We start from the raw sequence: 23,503 nt of genomic DNA, 5'->3' as shown, positions 1-23,503 counted from the left end.
AACATGAATCTTAAATATATATAATGAAAACAATCTGTGTAATATAAGGAGATATTGTCTATGCCTAGTATTGTAGCGCTCACTGTTTTGTTTATCGTATACGCTGTAAGCGAAATCATTGCTCTGCGTACACGTGCCGTCTTATCGACCGTCCTGGGAATTTCTGTTATTTTGACGGCCGGTTTCTGGTCCGGTCTGTTCCCTAAGGACATCATCAAGATTGCCCAGATTCCCGGAATGGGTATGCTTACGGTAGGTATGCTTATTGTGTCCCTTGGCACAACCATCGATTTTGCAGAAATGAAACGGGAGTGGAAAGTTGTTGTGACTTCCATGGCCGCCGTTGTCATTTCCGTTGCTGCTATTATCCTGATTGGTCAGCACTTTATTGACGCTAAACTTGCTATTGCCGGTTCGCCGATTTTTGCGGGCGGCAACGCAGCGACGCTGATTATGCTTGACGGAGCTAAGAAAAAAGGCATAGAATATGTAGCCACCTTCTGCCTTGTACTTCTGGTTACCCAGAAGTTCTTTGGCATTCCGGTCGCCTCCATGATGCTGCGCCGTCTTGCCAAAAAGCTGCGGAAAGACAGCGAATTTGTAGCGCTGTACAGCCAGGAAAAAAGTGAAAATGAAGCAAAAAAACCGATGAAGCTTCCGTCCCTGTTTGATCGGCCTTCGGTTTACCTGGCAAAACTGGGTATCGTGGCTTCCATTGCTTTCTATGCTTCCAAGCTGACAGGCGGAAGGGTTCATTTCCTCGTCATGTGCCTTCTCATGGGCATGTTGTTCTACGCACTTGGCTTTCTGGAAGCAGGTATTCTCAAGAAAACGGAATCGAGCGGTCTCATTATCTTTTTAGTTACCGTAGTCATTTTTACGACCTTGGGAAATACCACGCCGGCTCACGTGGTTTCCGTATTGCCGCCACTGGTTGTCACAGCTGTACTCGGGGTAGCAGGTGTCTTCCTTTCCGGATTCCTGTGCAGCCTGATTTTCCACTTGCCCTTTGAGCTGTGCGTCTCCCTCGGTATTACTTGTACGTTCGGTTTCCCGACAACAATGCTTGTTTCTCAGGAAGTATCTGAAGCCATCGGTCAGAATCAACAGGAACGCACGGCACTGCTTAATTATATGCTGCCTAAGATGCTCGTGGCCGGCTTTGTGACGGTTACGATTACATCAGTTCTGCTTGCAGGAGTTGTCGTAAATATCTTATAAGGAGTCTGATCATAGTGAACCAGTTCGATGAAATCAAAGCCTTTGTAACGAATCAAAAAGAATCCATGCTTGCGCTGTGGAAACAGATTGTCAATACAGAAAGCGGACCTGACCAGATTGACGGGGTAAACAGAGTAGGAAATATCCTGTCAAATGAGATGGGAAAAGCAGGCTGCACCGTTCACCGCGTCAAGGTTTTAAATGCCGGTGACATGGTGATTGGGGAGTGGAATACAGATGTGAAGCAGCCTCCTGTGGTCCTCATGGGACACATCGACACGGTATTCACGCCCGGGGCTGCACAGAAAAATCCTTTCCGGATTGATGATAAAGGGTTTGCTCACGGCCCCGGTGTAGCCGATATGAAGGGCGGCGATGTCATCGCGCTCTACGTTTTGAAAGCACTGCAGCAGACCGGCTATAAAAAGCGGCCCATCAGACTGGTCTTTGTTCCTGATGAGGAAACGCTTCATATGCGTTCCGACGGTAAAGCACGTATTGCCGAAGCCGTTAAGGACGCTGCGGCCGTATTTAATTTTGAACCGGCACCCGCTAAGGGTAAAGTCGTAGTCGGCCGCTATGGCGGAGGCCCTGTATCAATCCGGGTGCACGGCATTGCTGCTCATTCCGGCGGGGCTCCTGAAAAAGGGCGTTCTGCCATTCTGGAAGCAGCACATAAGATTCTCGCCCTGGAAGCAGCCAATGATATTCCCCGCGGCAAACTGATTAACTGCGGCGCAGTTGAAGGCGGTATTGGAGAAAATACGATTCCGGCTGAGTGCCTCATCCGTATCGGTATCCGCTTCCGGACAGCTGCCATCGGAAAGGAAATCTTTACACTGCTTGACCGTGTGACAAAAGAGCACACTGTCCCGGATACAACAGCGGAACTCGATATCAGCCATACGATTCCGTGCATGGATACGACGGAAGCCGTAAAAAAGCTTTTTGCATGCGTTCAGGAAACGGCCCGGGACGGCGGAATGGGAGAACTCGAAGGCATCCAGGTCGGAGGCCTTTCCGATGCCGGAATTCCCATCCAGGCAGGGATTCCGACACTTTGTGGTATGGGTGTAGTCGGCACAGGCGCTCATACGTATGAAGAAGCGGCCGATGTCGCATCCCTGACTGAAAAATGCATCCTTGCGGCAGCTTCCATTTGCCGTCTGTAAGGGAGAAATAGTAAGGCGCTTTTGGTTTCCAGCGTTTGGCATTTACCTGATCTGTGGTCAGCGCGGGCCTTTATCTGCGAAACAGAGGCTGTGAAGAGATGAATTTTCATTTCTCCACAGCCTCTTCTTCATTTTATTTTGCCTTCCAATTATGGTAAAATAAGCAGGTATAGACATTAACATGAGAGGAGACTTTTATGGCCATTCGCGGCATTCTTTTTGATTTTGACGGTACCCTGGCCAATACCACACCGCTTATTCTTCACTGTTTTAAAATGACCGTAAAACACTTCAGAGGATTTGAACCTTCGGATGAGGAAATCCTTGCTACTTTCGGCCTTCCCATGCCGGAAGCTATGGCACGCTTTGCGGGAAACGAAGTAAAAGTGGAGGATATGCTGGCCTATTATCGTCCTCACCAGCTGGCCATCCATGACCAGCTCATCCGGCCCTTTCCGACTGTAAAAGAAGGCTGCCGCCTGCTCAAGGAAAGGGGAATCCGTTCCATGATTGTGACCAGTAAAACCAATGAGACGTGCGAGCGCGGCCTTAACTGTCTGGGACTGACTCCATATGTAGAAGGCGTGGTCGGTGTCCATGACAGCAAACTCCATAAACCGGATCCGATGCCATCCAGGATTGCCCTGGAAAGACTGGGCCTACCGGGAAATGAGTGCATCTGCGTCGGAGACAGCCCGTTTGACCTCATGAGCGGAATGGCTGCCGGCTGCAAAGCCAGCGTTAAAGTAGGCTGGTCTTCCCTAAAGGAATCGTACTTTAATCATTACATTAAACCCGATTTTATTATTAAGACGCTGCCGCAGCTGGCAGACGTCATCGAACAAATCAACGACCAGAGGTGAAATACATGCGAATCATCGGAATCATCGGAGGTACCGGCGTAGAAGACACTTCTTTATTCGGTTCCCTGACACCGCTTGATGTAGAAACTCCATTCGGAACAGCCCATTGCTTTAAGGGAAACGTGGGCGGCAACACTGTTTATTTTATGGCTCGCCACGGCGTCCATCATTCTGTACCGCCGCATAAAATTCCCTATAAAGCCAATATTTTTGCTCTCAAAAAACTGGGCGTTACCGAAATCCTTTCTTTTACCGCTGTAGGGTCCCTGAACCTGGCACTGCAGCCCGGAACTTTTGTAGTTACCAATCAGATTCTTGACTTTACCAAGGGGCGGGATCACACCTTTTTTGACGGCGGAAATCATCCCGTCTGCCATATAGATTTTGCTTACCCGTACTGCCCGGCCGTACGGGAACGTTTAATCAGGGCTTTGACAAAGAAAAATATCCGTCATGCCAAGGCCGGCTGCTATGTGGTTACAGAAGGACCGCGCTACGAAACAGCGGCAGAAGTCCGGATGTTTGCCTGCCTGGGCGGCGATGTGGCCGGTATGACCCAGATGCCCGAGGCAGAACTTGCGAGAGAAGCCGAAATCTGCTATGCGAACTGCTCAGTTGTTACCAATATGGGTTCCGGCCTCAGCTTTGCGCCTCTATCCCATGAAGAAGTAACCGCCATGATGGCAGAAAACAGCAAGAAGATTGCCGCCGCCATGCACGCTTTTATTACGGATGACGACCCTGTTATGTCGACCTGTCATTGCCATGAAGCAGCAAGCGCTGTCGGCGGTTTCCATGTTGAAGATTTTTGATGAAAGGAGTCTTTTCGCAGCATGACGTATGATGTAGTCATCAAGAACACTGAAATCCTGGATAAAAATGATGGTAAGACATATTCCATTGGCATCAAGGACGGAAAGATTGCTTATATTGGCACAGAACCCGCAGAGGGAACCGAAGTCATTGATGGTACCAATCACCTTGCCGTCCCCGGTTTTGTCAATGCCCACACCCATGTAGCCATGACCTTGTTCCGCAGCTATGCGGATGATTTGGTGCTTATGGACTGGCTGCAGAACCATATCTGGCCCATGGAGAACAATCTGGACGCGGACGCGGTTTACTGGGGCAGCCTGCTCGGCATTGCCGAAATGCTCCGGACCGGAACGACATGTTTTGCCGATATGTATTTCTTTATGGAGGACACGGCTCGCGCAGCTGCAGAAAGCGGTATCAGAGCCGTTTTATCCCGCGGCCTGACAGGAAGTTCACCTGAAGACGGAAAATCCCGTCTGGAGGAAAATACGGCGCTTTATAAAAACTGGCACGGCAAGTGCAGCGACCGGATTCATGTCATGTACGGTCCCCATGCGCCTTATACCTGCACTCCGGACTATATCAAATCCGTCATTGCGGAAGCTTCCCGGATGGGAGCCGAGATTCATATGCACCTTTCCGAGACGGAAGGGGAAGTCAAAGAATGCATCAAAAAGTACGGCAAAACGCCGATTGCCCTGATGGAAGAACTTGGTTTGTTTGAACTGGGCACTCTTGCGGCACACTGCGTTCATGTCACGGATGATGATATGGACATCATGGCCCGCCATCATGTCCGCGTAGCTCATAATCCGCAGAGCAACCTGAAACTTGCCAGCGGCGTTGCACCTACTGCATCCATGCTCGCTAAAAACATTACTGTCGGTCTCGGTACGGATGGTGCTTCCAGCAATAATAACCTTGATATGCTGGAAGAAGTACGTCTGGCCGCTTTCCTGGCAAAGACAGCTTCGGGAGATCCGAAAGCCGTTCCGGCGCGGGAAGCCGTTGCCATGGGTACCGTATATGGGGCCCAGGCCGTCGGTATGCCGCAGCTTGGCCGTATCGAAAAAGGCTGGAAGGCCGATATCGCCCTGTATGATATGACCTCTCCTGAATGGTACCCGCGGAACGACCGGTATTCACTGCTTGCTTATGCCGCATCTTCCCACGACGTAGACCATGTACTGGTCGACGGCAAACTGCTCTACGCCAAGGGCGAATACAAGACCATTGATATCGAAAAAGTCTGTGCCAAAGTAGAAGAAAGTTTGAAACGGATGAAAGCAAAAGCGTAAAATCAGGGAGAAGGGGAGACGTGGAAACATAAGTTTCTCTTTCTTATGAATACCTGTAAAAATATCGCATAACAAAAGTAAAGAGGGGGATGCCATGAAGAAATTAGGCTTTTTGGCAGCTACAGCTTCGCTGCTGTGGATGACGCTTCATCCGTCAATCCCGGTGCTGGCTGCGAAGGCAAATACATATCAGCCTAAGAGCGGCGGCTATACAATCACGATACCGCCGGGCAGCGAAGAAATTTATCATACGTCCACCGGAATTCGTTTTAAAGTCGGACAGGATTTCATGGTAAGCGCCGATTTATACGCGCTGCCGAGTTTCATTTCTGTTCCAATGAAACAATATTCCAGTGAACAGAAAAAGGAACTCGATAAATTCCTTGCCAAAATCCAGGATGACCAGGACGGTACCATAGAACAGATTGGTGCCGGCGAAGCGGCAGGCGGAAGTGCGTTAGACCGGCTGCGTCAGCGTGCGGAAGGGAAATCCACACAAACGGTACCGGCTGATAAGGAAACGTCCAGAAAACCAAAACGCGTCATCAACGATAAAAGTTACGAGTTCCGTGCAAAACCGAATGATCCGGCAAAGACAAACCGGCCGTATATCATTGGTAAAGCTTACCAGCCGCAGAAAAACTCACTGCTGGTTGTGACAGTTAGAACGACTGATGAAAATGCGGATGCTGCAGGACAAGCCCTGAAGGCCATGACGCAAAAAATGAAATTAAGCCGCGTGAGATACCCGGATATCAACCTTCTGACAGTGCCGAAAGAGCATTACAGCATTGAGATTCCCAGCGGATGGCGCGTCTTCACGGTAAGAGCTGACAATGTCATCTTTGCAAGATCCCTGAGCAGTGTCCATACAGATAACCTCATGATCCGGGAATTCAGTGATGACAGCTTCAGAGAACTGGGAAATGCCAGCAAAGATACCATCGCACAGGCAGAAACCAACTTTATTAATAAAATCACCCAGTATACACCAAATATTACAATCCTGAAGCACGAACCGATTACGGTCGGAGACCTGCGCGGGAGCCTCTTCGAATCTACTGATAACGAAGATTTGAAAAAGGCCTTTATCCTCAACGCATATCTCCTGAACCCGCAAGGCAAAGGTTATATGCTTCATTTCCAGACGGATGATACCATCAACTATGATTTGAAGCTCAGAGCCTTCCGCCAGGCCGTAGAATCTTTTACGTTACTGAAGGATGAAGAAAATACAACGGCTGCTGACTAATTAAATTACAAATTTGACTCAGATTAACCCCGAGCACAAGATTCCATGCGCCTCGGGGTTATTTTATATGTGTCCATATTTTTTGATAGAATTTTACATAATATATATTATAGGACGTAAAATAAAACGCAAAAAGAGAGGTCACTTTGGCTGCACTCTGCTTTGCTTATTAATTTATTATTTCTGCTTCACTTTATAATTTTATTTCTCGTACGAATTTCTCCAGCATCATTTTATTGGTTCCTTTTTATATGGATCTTTATTTTTTATTTTTGTATTTATGTTATTCGATTCTGCTTTTATGATTATATTTTTTCTGCTGCAGCTTTTTTCGTTTATGTTTGATTCTTGTTCTATCTTTCAAACATTTGTTTGACTATTTGAAAATCTATTGTTATACTTTACTGTATATAGAATAAATTTAAGGAGGCTCTCCTATGGCAGCTCGTAATTCAGATCCATCCAAGAAAACTGCATTATCTCCCCGCCAGAGTCAGATTTTAGAATATATTAAGGAATATACCTTCAAAAATGGCTTTCCTCCTGCTGTTCGTGAAATCGGCAAAGCTGTTGGCCTTGCTTCCAGTGCCAGCGTTCATAATAACCTCAAAAAGTTAGCACAGTTGGGCTTTTTAAGCTGGAACCCCGATAAACCGCGGACCTACGGCATTACCCAGGACATCTCCTGGCGCCAGAAAACTATGGTTCCTGTGCCCCTCGTCGGTGCTGTTCATGCCGGCAATCCTATTCTTGCCGACGAAAATATTGAAGACACCTACCCTATTCCTGTGGATCTGCTCGGCACCAAGGATGACGTTTTCATGATGACGGTAGAAGGCGACAGTATGAAAAACGCCGGTATCCTGGATCACGATTACGTGTTCGTCCGCAGACAGAATTTTGCTTCCAACGGTGATGTAGTAGTTGCCCTCATTAACGGAGAGGAAACTACCATCAAAAGATTTTACCGTGAATTGAAACAGATTCGTCTGCAGCCGGAGAATCCTGATTATGATCCTATCGTCGGAACGGATAATATTCAAATTATGGGTGTTGTCGTCGGTGTATTCCGTGTTCTTTAAGGAAAAATGTACTGAAAAGCCAATTTTTCTTCAATATTAAATTTAAAAATAGCCTCAAAATGACGTTTTGCCTCTATTAGGCCTAAATTTCGTTTTTGAGGCGTTTTTAATGTTTTTGTATGTAGTTAATCAAATAATTATCAAAAATGGCCTCTAAAGCTAAATTTAGAGGCCATTTTTTACTGATGGTTTGTAATTTTTTCTTTTTCACGATAATTTAAGTGTTTTATAAATTTTTGAGAAAAATCTTCTCTATTTTCCAGATTAGAATCAAATTACGAAACCGGAAAAATTATTTTTAACTTTTTGTCCTGATTTCAAAATTTGAAAATTGGTTTCATCTTGAAAGTGATTTTTGAAGTCAATAGAAAACATGAATAGACTACACTCGCCCTTTCATTAAGATGAGCTTCAAATTTCGTTTTTGAGCCTTTTTTATCTCGTACATGATTAACTAATCATATTTCATATAAAAAAGGCTCCTGCCGTAAAATAGCGGGAGCCTGTAAGATATTTAAATTTAAGAAAGAGTTAATCTTTCTTCATGGATTTCATAATCTGTTTAGCAGCCGCCATGATGGCAATATGACCGTGTTCAAACGTCAGGCCGCCCTGCAGGTAGACTTTATAAGGTTCACGGCAGGGACCATCACAGCTTAACTCGATGGAAGCGCCTTGTACAAAGGTCCCGGCTGCCATGATGATTTCATCCTGGTAACCAGGCAGGTGAGAGGGAATGGGGCGGACATGAGAATCAATCGGGGAATGCGCCTGGATAGCTTCGCAGAAGCGACAAAGATTTTCTTTCGTATTGAGTGTAATCGTCTGAATGATGTCGCTGCGCTTATCTTCCGGCAGCGGAGACACTTCAAAACCGAGACTTTGGAATACAGAAGCCGCAAAAATGGAGGTTTTTACTGCCTGGAGCGCCACATGAGGTGCCAGGAAAAGGCCCTGGTAAAATTCGCGGGCCGTGTCCCCCAGGGTAGCTCCCATTTCGCCGCCGAGGCCAGGGGCCGTGAGGCGATAGGAAGCCTGCTCCACAAGGTCGGCGCGTCCGACGATATAACCGCCTGTCGGTGCAATACCGCCGCCCGGATTCTTAATCAGGGAACCTGCCATCAAGTCGGCTCCGACATCGGTCGGTTCCTTATCTTCGATAAATTCACCGTAGCAGTTATCGACAAAGCAGATTACATCGGGTTTAGCCGCTTTGACAGCCTTAAAAATCTCGCCGATTTCGTCGACTGTCAGAGTTTTCCGGATGCTGCTGTAGCCGCAGGAACGCTGTACATGGACCATGCGCGTCTTGGGCGTAATGGCATCCACAATCGCTTTGATATCAGGATGATTTCCCTTCATGGGAATCTGTTTATAAGAAACGCCAAGATCCACAAGTGAGCCCGGTGTCTTGACAGGGTAACCGATGATGGTCTGCATCGTATCATAAGGCTCACCGGTCGCGGCAATGAGTTCATCGCCGGGCTTTAAAGTGCCCAGGAGTGCCACGGCCAGCGTGTGAGTACCGGAAACAAACTGGGAACGAACAAGGGCGGATTCGGTATGGAAAATATCGGCAAAGACGCCGTCAAGTTCATCACGGCCGGTATCAGAATAAGCATAACCGGTACTGGGTTTCAGATAGTAGTCGGAAACCTGGTGTTTGGCAAAGGCATCGAGAACCTTTTTAGTGTTAATAAGAGCTGCTTTCTCATGGCTTGCAGATGCTTTAGCTACACAGGCAAGTGCGTCATTTTCAATTTTGTCCCAATCAATCATGCTAAAATCTGAACCTCCTAAGGTATGTCACTTTATAAGCGGCAAACATGTTATGTAAAATTGTATATCGAATTTAATAAACGCTTACCCGTTGACAAGATACGGACGTACTTTGTCAATGCGGGCTTTTTCCATACGAACTCTCATTCGAACGCCATTTGCTTCATACGTTTCTTCAAGCACTGTAGCATCCGTGTGAAGGGTCGCAGCAGTTTTGGTATCACTATAAGGAATCAGCAGAGTGACTTCTTTTTTGTCTTCATTAAGAATCGTTTCAATTGCTTTCAGGAGCTGTGGTATCCCCTCTCCTGTTTTAGCCGAAACAGCCACCGTATTTTCCCGTTCCAGGTGAGACGGCAGCGCCGCATGTTCCGGCAGTTTATCGATCTTATTGTAAACCGTCAGAATCCGCTTGTTCTCGACGCCAAGCTCATGCAGGACATCATAAACGGCCAGTTCCTGTTCATGATACATTTCATTGCTGCAGTCAACGACGTGAAGCAGAAGATCCGCGTCTTTCACGACTTCGAGCGTTGATTTAAAGGCTGCTACGAGCTGATGCGGCAGGCGCTGGATGAAGCCTACGGTATCGGTCAGGGTACAATTTTCCTTATCAGGAAGGGTAAGCTGACGAGTCGTCGGATCCAGCGTGGCAAAAAGCTGATCCTGCGTGTAAATATCGGAATTTGTCAGCGTATTAAGAAGTGACGATTTACCGGCATTCGTATATCCAACAAGACAGATCTGAGGAATTTCGTGCTTTATCCGGGAACGCTGCTGCGTCTTACGGGAAAGTTTCATTTTCTGGATCTGGTCTTCCAGAAAAGCAATCCGGTCCCTGATGCGGCGCCGGTCTACTTCCAGCTTTGTTTCACCGGGGCCTCTCGTTCCGATACCGCCGCCCAGACGGGAAAGCACCATGCCCTGCCCCATAATGCGGGGCAGTTCATACTGCAGCTGGGCCAGTTCGACCTGAAGTTTTCCTTCACTCGTGCGGGCCCGCTGGGCGAATATATCAAGAATCAGGCCGGTACGGTCAACGATGCGGACGCCCAGCGCCTGTTCCAGGTTTCTCTGCTGAGCCGGTGAAAGCTCGTCATCAAAAATACAAAGATCAACTTCTTCCTGCTGAGCAAAAAGAGACATTTCATGTACTTTCCCGCGCCCGATGAAATATACCGGATCCGGCTTGGGGCGCGTCTGGACAAAACGGCCGACGACTTCAGCCCCGGCTGTTTTCGCAAGTTCCGCCAGTTCCTCTACGGAATCCTCCGCGGACCAGCGGGACTTCGTGTCACCCCAGCTCATGGAAATGAGCATAGCCCGTTCCTTACCCTCACGGGTTTCATGACTATGTGCGGTTTTACCCAGGATTTTTTCTACAGCCGCCACAATCCGGCCAAAAGGCAGATGGGCGGCTTCCTTTGCCGTATAGGGACCAAACTCCTGAACACGCGGTTCCAGCGTCTCGGAAAACTCGGTAATCATACCGAAGGAAAGGAGCGGTTCCGCTTCGGGAGACGCCCAGGCAAGTGCAGCCATGGCATCGAGCCGCAGTGATTTCAGGGCCGAAATATCCACGCTGCTGAGACGAGCGGCACCGGAAGGATGCGTATGGACACAGCTCACGCCGGAAAGCCTCCAGCGGCTCTTTCGAGACCCCGTGTCGGGTAACGTTACGTTGCGGTCAGATCCAACCGCTACGCTGATGACGCGGCCTTTGCGGTCGACATAAATAGAGACCTCACGGCCGATGGCAGCCGAAAGGTCACGCAGTACCAGAGCCAGCTCATGAGAAATCAGCTGACCCTGGTCTGCCGTCATATCATACATTCCTTCCAGACGGTCAAGAATGTTCTTTTTGATGCCTTCTGTATTTCCAAAAATGGTCTTTTCCATGGGGAATTTATCCTCTAGCTCTGGCAGGCTCCATATTGACGCGATAACCGCGGATTGTATTTCTGTGCATAACGCCGATAACTTTTTCAGCCGATTCTGCCGGCACTTCTACGAAACTGAATTTGTCGTACATGCTGATTTTTCCGATGCTGCGGGGCGGAATTTCCGCTTCGATGGAAATGGTCTGCACAATATCCCGAATGGTCACTTTGGCACTGCGCCCCACGTTGATGAAGAGCCGTACCATGCCGGGACGGGCACCCGTGTTGGCAAGGGCTGCCGGCAGAGTGTCAGCATCCTCCGGAGCCTCGAGCGCTTTGTTGCCTTCCTGCATGAATTTCAGGGCTGCAGCCGCAATATCGTGGATATCATAATCCTTTTCCAATGCTTCTACAATGGGCAGATAATCATGATATGCATCCTGTTCCAGCACGCTCTGCATCTTGGAAATAATCTGTTCGCGCTGGCGTTCCAGTACATTTTCATCCGTAGGAAGCGTACCGCGGATAATCTTCGTTTTGATTGTCCGTTCAATGAGCTTCAGCTGACGGAATTCACGCGGCGTAATAAAGGTCAAAGAAACGCCCGTATTGCCGGCACGTCCTGTTCTGCCAATGCGGTGCACATAACTTTCCGGATCCTGAGGCACATCGAAGTTAACAACATGGGTGATGTTGTCAATATCGAGGCCACGAGCAGCCACATCGGTAGCCACAAGGATATCGACTTCATTATGGCGGAACTTTTTCATAACACGGTCACGCTGACTCTGACTCAGGTCGCCGTGCAGTCCTTCCGCCTCATAGCCGCGCGTTGCAAGGGCAATAACAAGTTCATCCACGCCTTTTTTTGTACGGCAGAAGATAATCATCTTGAAATTATCCGTCGTATCGAGAATCCGGCAGAGGCCATCTACTTTGTCCCGGGTCTCATAATAGTACTGGGCGATGGTCGGAGCCGTAATAATTTCTTTATGGATGGCCACAAGTTTCGGTGCCCGCATATACTTCTTACTGATGCTCAGGATCGGGCGCGGCATGGTAGCCGAAAAGAGCATCGTCTGACGTTCGGACGGAACCTGTTTGATAATGTTCTCAATGTCTTCGATAAAGCCCATATCCAGCATTTCATCGGCTTCATCCAGCACGAGGAAACGGACATGGTCGAGTTTAATCGTACCGCGGTGCAGATGGTCCAGAAGACGGCCCGGAGTGCCGATCACCACCTGAACGCCGTTGCGCAGGGAACGAATCTGCCGTTCAATGGGCTGTCCGCCGTAAACAGGCAGGACGCGTACTCTCTTCGTACGTCCAATCTTACCGATTTCTTCAGCGACCTGGATGCAAAGTTCACGGGTCGGTGACATGACAAGCGCCTGCACATGACGGTCCTTTTCATTCAAAGACTGGATGATAGGAATACCGAAAGCGGCCGTTTTACCTGTACCGGTCTGGGCCTGTCCGATAATATCCTCGCCCTTCAGGGCAAGAGGAATCGCGCCTTTCTGAATAGGAGAAGGCTCTTCGAATCCCATATCCTGCAGCGCTTTTAAAATTTTCGGTTCAATATGCAAGTCCTCAAATGAGGTTACTTCATTTTCATTTACATTTTCTTCTATAGTTTCGGTCATAGAATCTCCTTAAAAGCAAAGGGAGCCTCCATCGGGATGGTGCTCCCTTATACTCCCCTCTAAATTATGATTTATAATTTTTTAACTTGTTCCAGTGCGAGGCCCATGGCACGCATGGCACTTCTCTTTTTAATGGTCGTCCGGGAAGCCCTGAAACGAAGTTCCCGCACTACTGTTCCAAGTTTGGTAGCGCAGCCAATATAGACAAGGCCTACCGGTTTTTCCGGTGTGCCGCCGCCAGGACCGGCAATACCGGTTACGCTGACGCCAACATCCGCCTTAATGCGCGCACGTACACCTTCTGCCATGGCTTTACACGTCTCTTTGCTGACAGCCGTATATTTTTCCAGAATATCTGACGGGACGCCAAGCTGTTCATGCTTGACACGATCGCAGTAAGAGACAATGGAACCGGGTAAATACTCGGAACTGCCCGGAATATCGGTCATAAGGCTCGAAGCAAGTCCACCTGTGCAAGATTCGGCAAAAGCAATGGTAAGGTTCCTGGCCTTCAGTGCTTTTCCCAGAGTCTCAGCCAGGCTTTCATAGTCAACGCCGTAAATAAAATCGCCGACATGGCTGCGAATGAGTGCTTCCTCTTCAGCAAGCATCGCTTCCGCATGTTCCAGCGTATCACTCTTTGCCGTAAGCCGGACGATGATTTCCCCATTGCGGGCATAAATAGCGACCGTCGGGTTAGTCTGTGCCTGTACCACGTCGTCAAGCTGTTCTGCCACATACGATTCGGTTACACCAATGAGGTGCAGCACACGGGAATGGATTACGCCCTGAGAAGCATATGCTTTTCTCAGAAGGGGCATCACCTGTTCCATGAAGACAGCTTTCGTTTCAGCAGGAGGACCGGGCAGCATGATAATGAGCTTATGTTCCGGAGTCTCTACGGCAATACCGGGGGCTGTCCCCACGGAATTATAGAGTGCTTTCCCGCCTTCAGGGATGAGACACATCTTGCGGTGGTTCTCTGTGAGCTCGCGGCCGCGCAGTGCAAAGTCTTTCTTTAACTTTTCGTACCACCAGGTGTCGAGCACCAGCTGTTTGCCCACTAATTTAGCCACAATTTCTGTCGTAATATCGCCGCGGGTAGGCCCAAGACCTCCTGTTGTAATAACAATATCCGCACGGGAAAGGGCTATTTTGAGGGACTCCAGCAGACGGTCAGGGTTATCCCCGATTGTCGTCTGATACAGTACGTTATAACCGGCATCATTGAGCGTACGGGCAAGAATCTGGAAACTTGTGTTGACAATGTCTCCCAAAAGCAGCTCTGTACCCGTATTAATGATTTCTACATCCATCAGGATCACTCCTTCACAAGTTGGGCAACCGCTTCGTACGTAAAGCCCTGTTGGATTTCTACTTTCACAAAGAACCCTGGATTCAGGTCATTTTCGTATCCAATAAAAAGGTACCATCAATATCCGGCCCATTCTGATGCGAATGGGAAGCCACAAAATTCGGGGAATTGCAGCCTGGCATTGGTAAAAGCGACTTTTGCCGATACCGAGCAGAAAACAATTTGCGTATATCAGTGGCAATTTATCATGTTATCACAGATTGCCCCCTGATGCAATTGTCACAGGAAATCAGCAGTAAGCGGCCAAAGGATAAAATCGTTAAAAAGAAGGCACGTATCTTAAAAGAAGTGCCTCCTGATCTTTTCACTCAAAATTAATACAGTACCGTATCCAGATGATCCGGCAGGCTGCCGACCACAATCAGCCGGCGGGCATCATCAAAGAAAAAGTAAATCCGCACCAGGTGTTCTGCTTTGTTGCCGGATTTCAGATGATATTTCAGTTCTTTCGTGACTTCGTTTCCGTCCGGCTCTTTGTAATGGAACACTTTATACTGTCCCGGATACGTATTGATGCTGCTGTCACTGTTTGGCGTAATCTCAAACTTCTTATTGTACTTCAAGGAGCACCGCAGCAGCAGCTGTTCTTCTGTCAGCCCTGCATAGCGGGATTCCCAGTATTCGTGAGCCAGAAACTCCAGCGAATCATAAACTTCCTCCAGTCTGTCACTGCTGAGAGAAGCAGCGTCGAGTGCCGATAAAGCCTTGGGCAGCAGCACCAGATGATCAGAAAGCTGGCTCTCCGCCCAGCCGGATATTTCCTTTTTCGTATGAGGACGGGCAATTCGTTCCTTCAGATATCGGATATAATCCTCATTCTCCCGGAGGAGCTTATCCTGCCTTTCGATTTTCTGCTGTAACTGCTGCCTCTCGTCGATAGCTTTTTCTCCGGCTATGGTCAGCTGCTGCTCCTGTTTATGCAGCTTGCTTTCGAGTATTGCTAAAGCCCGGTCTTTTTCTTTCAGGCGTTCCTACCACTGTGCATCTTTGACTTCCTGCTCCGTAGCATAACGTTCCGCCTGTCTGAGGGAAAAATTCTGTGCCTCCTGCCCGCTATGTACCAGTGCCTCCTGGGCACCGCTTAGAAAATACACATTGCCGAAGTCGAATGCCTTTTCCCGCGGATAGGTATATAGATATTGCCATAACAGCCTGGTATTTTGCCTGGCCTGCGCCAGCGGGAATATCTTTTTTGCGCCTTGAAAACACTGAGGCTCCAGAAGGAGGACGTCCCCAGTTCTAAGCTCCAGATTTTCCTCTTGATTCAACGTGTCGAGCAGTTCCGGTTCCAACAGGAATACATGGGCAAAGCCTGCCAGAGAAGCAGCAAACCGCTTCACATCGTACGGTGGGAAAACGGTTTGAAAAGATGTACTGGGTTTTGACGGTTCCACTGGTTTGAGTGCTTCGGCAAAAGAATTGCCGTTCAGAATCCGTAATGAATCGATCTGGTCTGAACCGGAAGGCCCTTTTACTTTGAATTCCCGTAAACTTCCCATCGCTGCACCGTTCCATTCACGGGGCTTTCCTTTCTGATGTCCCTTGGCGGCTTTTTCTTTTGCCCAAATGGGATTTTGCTTCTTTCCCACATTGTTTTTTAACAGATGTCCGCCCGGAAGTGTAATATCCTTATGCAGAGCCCCTCCGGTCTGCAATTGATTCAACGTAAGACCTGGCATTGCCGGGCGTTCCTCAGAGATATTTTTCCTGATTTTGCTGAATAGCACCAGCGGCAGCTGGTTTTCCGGATGATGGTAAAGATGCAGTACCCTTTTCAGCTGCGCCTGATTCTGCACCATGTGCAGCTTTGGCTCAATCGGGATCAGATGCTTCAGGCCGAACTCCGGATCATTGTATAGTTTTTTAACAAAAGCCGGCCGATACACATCCGCCAGAGCCGACCCTACCGGATCTGAAATGATAGTCTTGACGCCGATTTCCAGTTCATTATCCTGCACCAGAAAAGCCACATCTGTCTCAAAAATACGGCCCGCCACAGGCTGACGCCCCTGATGCGGATTCCCCGGATCGCTGCCAAGGTCAGGTTCCGTAATCTGCAGACTCCAGATTCCCTTTTCCGGCAGCGAAACAATATCGATAACAAAGCCATAGTTCAAATGCACTGATACAAGGCGATTGCTGTCAAAATTCGCATACTCTTCCGGCTTCGGCACTTGCAGAGACGATGGTACGTCCCCGCCCAGCCGCTGGCAGACCCAGTCGATAACCGTAAGGGCCCCACGCTTGAGACCATCCTCAGGCGTTATTCTTTTGTTTGCCATGACTGCATGCAGCTGATACGTTGGATACAGATGATTTTTGAGCAGACGAACTATGGAATGTATATCAGTCATATAAAAAATCTCCTTACAAAGCCGCAAAGAAAGCGGAGTACGGCCGCAGCTTGATTAAGCCACGCCTGGAGATTTCCGCTTTTATCAGGAATCACTCCGTCACAAGTTGAGCAACCGCTTCGTACGTAAAGCCCTGTTGGATTTCTACTTTCACAAAGGAACCGGTCTTCAGGTTCCTGCCGTTTTCAATAAAGATCTTTCCGTCGATGTCGGGGGCTTCCGCATAGGAGCGTCCTACGGCAAGGTCCGGATTTTCCTCATCGTGGCCTTCCACAACGACTTCCAGCGTCCTGCCTTCACGACTTTGCTGGATTTCTTCTGAAATCTTGGCCTGGAGGGCCATCAGGCGGTGATAACGGTCCTGTTTGACGTCCTCATCGATTTGATTTGGCATTTCCGCAGCTTCCGTACCTTCCTCCTTGGAATAGGTAAAGACACCGGCGCACTGGAAGCGTTCCTTTTCAGTGAAATCGAGCAGTTCCTCGAATTGTTCTTCCGTTTCGCCGGGGAAACCGACAATAAAGGTTGTCCGCAGACAGATGTCCGGAATTCGGCGTCTCAGTTTATCGAGCAGCGTTTCCACCTGTTCACGCGTATCACGGCGCCGCATCGTTTTGAGAAGCGAATTGCTGGCATGCTGCAGCGGTAAATCCACATAATGGCATACCTTTTCACAGGTGGCGATGGTTTCAATGAGTTCATCCGTGAAAGAATCTGGATAGCAGTACAGAATGCGGATCCATTTCAATTTTTCAATCTTATTCAGATCACGCAGAAGCTCCGCGAGACGGTACTTCCCGTATAGGTCGATGCCATACTGGGTGGTGTCCTGCGCCACCAGGATAATTTCCTTGACGCCGGCATCCGCCAGTTTACGGGCTTCTGCTATAATTTCCTCATAGGGACGGCTGCGATAAGGCCCCCGAATCTTAGGAATGGCGCAATAGGTACAGCAATTGCTGCAGCCTTCGGCGATTTTAAGATAAGCTGTATATTTCGGCGTAGTAAGAACACGGTTTGCTTTTTGGGAGTATGCCTTTACCGGCAGAATCATCTTAAAACGCTCGCCCTTCTCAACGCGGTCAATGACCTCGCCGATTCGGTCATAACATTCCGTGCCGACAATGGCATCCACTTCCGGCAGGGATTCAAAAAGTTCATCGGCGTACCGCTGTCCCAGGCATCCCGTCATAATAAGCTTTTTATGTGCATCGCCTTTTTTATATTCTGCCATCTGCAGAATCGTATTGATAGATTCCGTCTTGGCACTCTCGATGAATCCGCACGTATTCACAATGATGATATCCGCAGCGGCCGGATCATTGGTTATTTCCCATTTTCTTTCTTCGATAAGCCCCATCATCACTTCGGAATCGACCAGATTCTTCGGACATCCAAGGCTGACAACACCAATCTTCAAAATAGGCTCCCTTCTCTACAGACCGGCAGAACCGGCTTCGTTTGTCTCTGTTATCTGCTGAGGCTGCTGCACCACAAGTGTGCAGCAGCCTCATTCATTACTTTGCTGTAAATGTCTTTGTCATAGTGCCCCATTCAGTATCTTTGAGCGGAGCATCCTTACCATTCACCTTGATGGACACATCACGAATACTGCCGAAAGTGATGCGGACCGATTTTTTGCCGTTAAATATGCGTGTAGATCCCTTCGGGACCGTCATCGCTTCCACGGATTTCCCATCGATACTGGTCTGGGTCCATACCGGCTTGTTATACGTAACTTCCACCGTGACGCCACCCTTGGTCGCCTGACCGTAGGTCTTGGTTTCACTCTTTTTCTCTTCTTTCTTCGTGTCTTTCGTTGTATCCGTTTTCTCGGTTTCCTGGGCTTTCTGTTCTTCCTTCTCAGCTGCCCTCGTATTCGAGTTTTCACTCTTTACGCTGTCAGAAAGCGATGTAGTGGCAGGAATCTCAGGCGTCGTCTTGCCGCCAAAGATAAAATACGCCATGACAAGACAGAAAATCAAGAGGCAGACACCGAAAACAACGGTAAATACCTTCATATTCAGATAAGCAGCAAGACCTTTCTTACTGCCATCCTCTTCCTCTTTTTGATAAGCATAGCCGGAAAACGCGCCGCTTCCCTTATCATCCTCTTCGTCGGGCACATCTTCGTACAAATTCTCATCAATAAAGCGTTTGATGCGCTGCACAAAGCCGCCCTGGCTCTCCTCTTCAGCGGCATTTTCGAGGTCAGCCAGATCATCATCATCCAATTCCTTGATGAACGGTTTGATTTCCGGCTGCGGTTCTTCTTCCTCTTCGGACTCAGGAACGGTCGGAGGAGCATCGGACAGCGGCACCACATCGAGCGGTTTGGTAGCCCCATCCCCTTCTTCTTCATCATGAGAAGAAAGAGGACGATGAATCACGATGGTATCAGAAGATTGATCAGCGGCAGGGGCTGAAGCTGCCGGCTGTTCATTTTCCTTGATATAAGCATCTACCAGGCCATTGCCGTCAACACCAAGATAATTCCCATAGTTACGGATAAATCCCTTGATAAAGACATCCCCCGGGATTTTATTATAGTCACCATTTTCAAGAGCCTGCAGGTACTGGACGCGTATGCCTGTCTTCTCGGCAACTTCTTCCAGGGAAACATTCTTTTCGACCCGCAGTTTCTGTAAATACTCTCCCACTTTCTTCATCAAAAGTCAGCCTCTTTCTTGTTCTTATTAAAAAATCTTTCTTCAATGGCAGCTTCACTCATTCTCAGGGTCCTCGGCTTACTGCCGTCGGCAGGGCTTACAATACCCTTCTCTTCCATCGTATCTACCAATCGTGCTGCCCTTGTATAACCAATCCGGAACTTACGCTGAAGCATCGAGGAAGACGCCTGGTGCGTATCCAGTACAAGCTGAAGTGCATCCAGAAAGAGCGGATCCTCGGCTTCAGTTTCAGGTCCGGTAGTATGTTTTTTCTTATCTTCGGAAAGTTCCTGTGTGGTGACTTCTTCCGTATAATTTGTAGGAATGGACTCAACCTTGATAAAGTTAACGATACGGGCAATTTCCTCATCCGTAATGAATGCGCCCTGCACACGGATCGGCTTATTGGCACCTGTCGGAAAATAGAGCATATCGCCCTTGCCAAGCAGGTTTTCAGCACCGCTCATGTCCAGGATTGTCCGGCTGTCCGTATTGGACGACACGGCAAACGCAATACGGGAAGGAATATTGGCTTTGATAGTACCGGTAAGGACGTCGACGGAAGGACGCTGCGTGGCAAGAATCAAGTGGATTCCTGCAGCACGTGCTTTCTGGGCAAGTCTAAGGATAGCGTCTTCCACATCCACGGCAGCAACCATCATCAAATCAGACAGCTCGTCGATGATGACGACGATAAAGGGAAGTTTCTCCCCTTCACCGGCAATCTTATTATAATCATCGACTTTGCGGACGCCCGTCTTGGCAAAGAGGCTGTAACGGCGTTCCATTTCTACCACAGCCCAGTGAAGGGCAGAGGCAGCCTGCTTCGGTCCCGTGACTACAGGAGTCAGAAGATGCGGGATGCCATTATAGTTGGTCAGTTCCACCACTTTCGGATCGACCAGAATCAGCTTCACTTCATCCGGACGGGCCCGATACAGGAGACTGGCAATAATCGTATTGATGCACACACTTTTACCGGAACCGGTAGAACCGGCTATCAGAAGGTGCGGCATTTTACTCAGATCGGCCACAATAACACGGCCGGAAATATCCTTGCCGAGACCTACGCAGAGTTTACCCTTGGCGCGGCGCACTTCATCACAGTCCACAATGGAACGGAAAGTAACCGGCTCTTTTAAGTTTGACGGTACTTCAATCCCAATCGCTGCCTTTCCGGGAATAGGCTCGATACGTACACTGGTCACAGCCAGTTTAAGTGCAATATCTTCAGCAAGATTTTGAATCTTATTGACTTTGACGCCAGGGGCCGGTGCCACTTCATAGCGAGTGACGGAAGGCCCTTTCGTCACATTGATGAGAGAGGCATTGACACCAAAATCACTGAGTGTCTGTTCGATAATACCGCCCTGCCGCTGCATTTCTTTCTGGGAATTTTTCAGATTCACCGGACGCGGACTATCCAGCAGCGAAAACGGAGGGAACTTATACTGGGGCTCAGTACTCCCCTCCCCTGCTCCCTGCTCCGGCTCAAATAAAGGAGCAGTCTCCTCCACACTGACGGGTTTCTGTTCGTCATCAGGGATATTCGGCGGGATTGCAGGCGTGTAGACCCGCGGAGCCGTATCCGTACGGGAAGTAGCTCCTGCACCGGAATCCGCACTTGTGCCTTCAATCTGTTCAGGGTCAAAATGCAGGATTGGCTTATTGCTGCTTACAGTATCCTTGATTTTCTGGGCCAGGGACTTCTTTGGTTTGTCCCCATTCCGGGAACGCTTTCTCGTATCAGGTTCCTCTTCCTGATCATAAATATCATTTTGGGGTTCATCCTTCTTCCAGTTGAGATGGATGGACTCAATTTTTTGTGCGGCCGTAGCAGCGCCTTCCTTCATTTCTTCGCCGGCAAATTTCAGCGGCTTGGAAAGAGAAAAACGATTGGTCAGGACCATGGATACCAGTGTCAGAGCCGCCAGCGCAATGATTGTGCCGAGCCGGCCGATAATCTTGGTCAGAACAAACACGATGGAGCCTCCGAGAAGGCCGCCGCCGACCGGAAGGTATTCAGGCATAATCTCAGATCCCTGGGGAACAACATAGACATGCCACAGGGATAAGAGAGAAACCACAAAAAGAAGCAGAGAAAAGAAACGCTTGGAAAGACGCAGATGCTCATGATTAACGATGTAACCGAGTCCCAGACAAGCAATGTACAGCGGGAAAAGGAACGCGCCCTTGCCCAGGGAATACGTCAGTACCCGCTTGATAAAAGACCCCAGTGAGCCCATTTCAAAGCCAAGAAGACCGGCCCCCATGATGCATGCAAAGGCGAAGAGCAAGATCCCGATGACTTCGCGGTTCGGGATGATTTCAATTTGCTGAGTATTCTTTTGTGTATTTTTTCTAGAACCCTTCTTTTTCACTGCTACCCTTCCTGCATTATAATCAAATTTCCATGATGAGCGGCAGAATCATCGGACGCCGTCTCGTTTTTTCAAAAAGATACTTACCGAGGGAATCACGTACGGCAGACTTCAGTGCGGACCATTCGGTAATATGGTCCTCGCGGCACTTGTCAAGCGTGCTGAGGACACGATCGCGGGCCCCTTCCATCAATTCTTCCGATTCACGGACGTAGACAAAACCGCGGGAAACGATATCCGGGCCGGCAGCAATGGAGTAATTGCTGTGATCGATGGTAACAACCACAATCAGGATACCATCCTGAGAAAGCTGACGGCGGTCACGAAGAACAACATTCCCGACATCGCCGACACCAAGCCCGTCAATCAGGACCTTGCCGGAAGTTACTTTTCCGTTGATGCCGATAGAATTCGGTGTCAGTTCCACAATGGAACCGTTTTCGGCAATGACCACATTTTCTTTCGGCATACCGAGCTGCATTGCCAGCTTCTTATGAAGAACCAGATGACGGTATTCACCGTGAACCGGCATGAAGAACTTCGGACGGATCAAACGGTGCATCATCTTGATTTCTTCCTGGCTGGCGTGCCCGGAAACGTGAATGCCGCGTTCTCTGCCGTAGACAACTTCAGCGCCCTGTTTATACAGATTATCAATAGTACGGGCAACGCCCTTTTCGTTGCCCGGAATCGGCGTTGCGGAAATAATAACCGTATCGCCCGGCATAATCGAAACTTTCTTATGGTCACTGTTCGCCATGCGCGTCAGGGCACTCATCGGCTCGCCCTGGCTGCCCGTGGTAATAATGGCAATCTGCCGCGGTGCATAGTTGCGCGTTTCATCGATATCAATCAGGACACCTTTGGGCACATTCAGATATCCCATTTCAATAGAGATATTGACAACATTGACCATACTGCGGCCAATGACAGCTACCTTACGGTGCGTTACGACAGCAGCATCAATCACCTGCTGAATCCGGTGCACGTTGGAAGAGAACGTTGCCACAATGACCCTGTTTTTAGCCAGACGGAACTGTTCGTCAAGGATCTTACCGACGTTCTTTTCACTGGGCGTAAATCCCGGCCGTTCAATATTCGTACTGTCAGCCATGAGCAGCAGCACGCCCTTATCGCCGACTTCAGCCAGGCGGGCAAAATCCGTCGGCTGGCCGTCCACCGGGGTCTGATCGAACTTATAGTCACCCGTGTGAACAATCACACCAACCGGGGTATGGATGGCGAGTGCTACCGCGTCAGGGATACTGTGGTTGACGTGGATAAATTCAACACGGAAACAGCCGGCACGAACCGTACTGCCGGGTTTCACTTCCCTGCATTTGGCGTCAGAAACGCCATTTTCCTTAAGACGTCCGGACAGGATGCCAAGCGTCAGCGGCGTACCGTAAACGGGACAGTCGATTTCCTTCATTACATATGGCAGCGCACCGATGTGATCTTCGTGGCCATGGGTCAGAAAAATACCCTTGACTTTTTCCTTATTCTCCTGCAGATAAGCAAAATTAGGAATAACCAGATCGATTCCGAGCATATCATCGTCAGGGAATGCCAGACCGGCATCCACAAGAATGATTTCTTCCCCATACTTAAAGGCGGTCATATTCTTTCCGATTTCACCTAATCCGCCCAAGGGAATAATATTTAACTTTTTTGTATTACGTTGACCTTTATTCAAAAAGGCACCTCCTCAC

17 protein-coding genes are annotated in these 23,503 nt (G+C 48.8%); 7 read left to right on the top strand and 10 right to left on the bottom strand.

All coding sequences use genetic code 11. From position 1 onward, the window contains the following. Positions 1-60: 60 nt before the first annotated feature. The 7 genes from LKE33_09230 to lexA all read left to right on the top strand — a co-directional run bounded on the left by LKE33_09230 (position 61) and on the right by lexA (position 7,704). On the top strand, positions 61-1,221 hold the full coding sequence (locus tag LKE33_09230; GenBank protein ID MCH3951097.1) for a hypothetical protein: 1,161 nt from the start codon (positions 61-63) through the stop codon (positions 1,219-1,221). A 14-nt stretch (positions 1,222-1,235) separates the two neighbouring features. Next, on the top strand, positions 1,236-2,393 hold the full coding sequence (locus LKE33_09225) for a M20/M25/M40 family metallo-hydrolase (GenBank protein MCH3951096.1): 1,158 nt from the start codon (positions 1,236-1,238) through the stop codon (positions 2,391-2,393). A 197-nt stretch (positions 2,394-2,590) separates the two neighbouring features. Then, positions 2,591-3,256, top strand: coding sequence for an HAD hydrolase-like protein (locus tag LKE33_09220; GenBank protein ID MCH3951095.1), 666 nt, complete (start codon positions 2,591-2,593; stop codon positions 3,254-3,256). 5 nt (positions 3,257-3,261) lie between these two features. Further along, on the top strand, positions 3,262-4,068 hold the full coding sequence (locus LKE33_09215) for an S-methyl-5'-thioinosine phosphorylase (protein MCH3951094.1): 807 nt from the start codon (positions 3,262-3,264) through the stop codon (positions 4,066-4,068). Between the two features lie 21 nt (positions 4,069-4,089). Beyond that, complete coding sequence (locus LKE33_09210) at positions 4,090-5,370, top strand: amidohydrolase (protein MCH3951093.1); 1,281 nt, start codon at positions 4,090-4,092, stop codon at positions 5,368-5,370. A 94-nt stretch (positions 5,371-5,464) separates the two neighbouring features. After that, positions 5,465-6,622 carry a hypothetical protein gene (locus LKE33_09205; protein MCH3951092.1) on the top strand — a complete coding sequence of 386 codons (1,158 nt, stop codon included), beginning with the start codon at positions 5,465-5,467 and terminating at the stop codon, positions 6,620-6,622. A 437-nt stretch (positions 6,623-7,059) separates the two neighbouring features. Further along, on the top strand, positions 7,060-7,704 hold the full coding sequence (gene lexA / locus LKE33_09200; GenBank protein ID MCH3951091.1) for a transcriptional repressor LexA: 645 nt from the start codon (positions 7,060-7,062) through the stop codon (positions 7,702-7,704). A gap of 531 nt (positions 7,705-8,235) precedes the next feature. Here lexA and LKE33_09195 read toward each other — a convergent pair. From LKE33_09195 to LKE33_09150, 10 genes are all read right to left on the bottom strand, one after another. Then, on the bottom strand, positions 8,236-9,483 hold the full coding sequence (locus tag LKE33_09195) for a methionine gamma-lyase family protein (protein MCH3951090.1): 1,248 nt from the start codon (positions 9,481-9,483) through the stop codon (positions 8,236-8,238). Positions 9,484-9,567: 84 nt separating this feature from the next. Further along, positions 9,568-11,382, bottom strand: a complete 1,815-nt coding sequence (gene hflX / locus LKE33_09190) for a GTPase HflX (GenBank protein MCH3951089.1) — start codon at positions 11,380-11,382, stop codon at positions 9,568-9,570. Between the two features lie 7 nt (positions 11,383-11,389). Then, entirely contained in the window at positions 11,390-13,012 is a 1,623-nt protein-coding gene (locus tag LKE33_09185) for a DEAD/DEAH box helicase (GenBank protein MCH3951088.1), read from the bottom strand. Positions 13,013-13,083: 71 nt separating this feature from the next. Next, on the bottom strand, positions 13,084-14,328 hold the full coding sequence (locus tag LKE33_09180) for a competence/damage-inducible protein A (protein ID MCH3951087.1): 1,245 nt from the start codon (positions 14,326-14,328) through the stop codon (positions 13,084-13,086). A gap of 373 nt (positions 14,329-14,701) precedes the next feature. Next, positions 14,702-15,106 (bottom strand): hypothetical protein, encoded by a 405-nt coding sequence (locus LKE33_09175; protein ID MCH3951086.1) that lies wholly within the window; start codon positions 15,104-15,106, stop codon positions 14,702-14,704. A gap of 252 nt (positions 15,107-15,358) precedes the next feature. Next, on the bottom strand, positions 15,359-16,741 hold the full coding sequence (locus LKE33_09170) for a hypothetical protein (protein MCH3951085.1): 1,383 nt from the start codon (positions 16,739-16,741) through the stop codon (positions 15,359-15,361). Between the two features lie 91 nt (positions 16,742-16,832). Then, entirely contained in the window at positions 16,833-18,161 is a 1,329-nt protein-coding gene (gene rimO / locus LKE33_09165) for a 30S ribosomal protein S12 methylthiotransferase RimO (GenBank protein ID MCH3951084.1), read from the bottom strand. 97 nt (positions 18,162-18,258) lie between these two features. Then, positions 18,259-19,410, bottom strand: coding sequence for a DUF4115 domain-containing protein (locus LKE33_09160; protein ID MCH3951083.1), 1,152 nt, complete (start codon positions 19,408-19,410; stop codon positions 18,259-18,261). Further along, positions 19,410-21,791 (bottom strand): DNA translocase FtsK, encoded by a 2,382-nt coding sequence (locus tag LKE33_09155; GenBank protein ID MCH3951082.1) that lies wholly within the window; start codon positions 21,789-21,791, stop codon positions 19,410-19,412. The genes LKE33_09160 and LKE33_09155 overlap by 1 nt, the downstream gene beginning before the upstream one ends. Positions 21,792-21,813: 22 nt before the next feature. Continuing rightward, complete coding sequence (locus tag LKE33_09150; protein ID MCH3951081.1) at positions 21,814-23,487, bottom strand: ribonuclease J; 1,674 nt, start codon at positions 23,485-23,487, stop codon at positions 21,814-21,816. Between the last annotated feature and the right edge of the window lie 16 nt (positions 23,488-23,503).

The sequence above is a fragment of the Acidaminococcus sp. genome, from assembly GCA_022482815.1.
Taxonomy (GTDB): domain Bacteria; phylum Bacillota; class Negativicutes; order Acidaminococcales; family Acidaminococcaceae; genus Acidaminococcus.
The sequence above is the reverse complement of the archived record's forward strand: the minus strand, read 5'-3'. Positions and strand labels throughout refer to the sequence as shown.

Coding starts and splice junctions, on each gene's coding strand:
- LKE33_09220 (MCH3951095.1), top strand. CDS start 2,591: ATGGCCATTCGCGGCATTCTTTTTGATTTTGACGGTACCCTGGCCAAT.
- LKE33_09160 (MCH3951083.1), bottom strand. CDS start 19,410: ATGAAGAAAGTGGGAGAGTATTTACAGAAACTGCGGGTCGAAAAGAAT.
- LKE33_09170 (MCH3951085.1), bottom strand. CDS start 16,741: ATGACTGATATACATTCCATAGTTCGTCTGCTCAAAAATCATCTGTAT.
- LKE33_09205 (MCH3951092.1), top strand. CDS start 5,465: ATGAAGAAATTAGGCTTTTTGGCAGCTACAGCTTCGCTGCTGTGGATG.
- lexA (MCH3951091.1), top strand. CDS start 7,060: ATGGCAGCTCGTAATTCAGATCCATCCAAGAAAACTGCATTATCTCCC.
- LKE33_09185 (MCH3951088.1), bottom strand. CDS start 13,012: ATGACCGAAACTATAGAAGAAAATGTAAATGAAAATGAAGTAACCTCA.
- LKE33_09195 (MCH3951090.1), bottom strand. CDS start 9,483: ATGATTGATTGGGACAAAATTGAAAATGACGCACTTGCCTGTGTAGCT.
- hflX (MCH3951089.1), bottom strand. CDS start 11,382: ATGGAAAAGACCATTTTTGGAAATACAGAAGGCATCAAAAAGAACATT.
- LKE33_09230 (MCH3951097.1), top strand. CDS start 61: ATGCCTAGTATTGTAGCGCTCACTGTTTTGTTTATCGTATACGCTGTA.
- LKE33_09180 (MCH3951087.1), bottom strand. CDS start 14,328: ATGGATGTAGAAATCATTAATACGGGTACAGAGCTGCTTTTGGGAGAC.
- LKE33_09215 (MCH3951094.1), top strand. CDS start 3,262: ATGCGAATCATCGGAATCATCGGAGGTACCGGCGTAGAAGACACTTCT.
- LKE33_09210 (MCH3951093.1), top strand. CDS start 4,090: ATGACGTATGATGTAGTCATCAAGAACACTGAAATCCTGGATAAAAAT.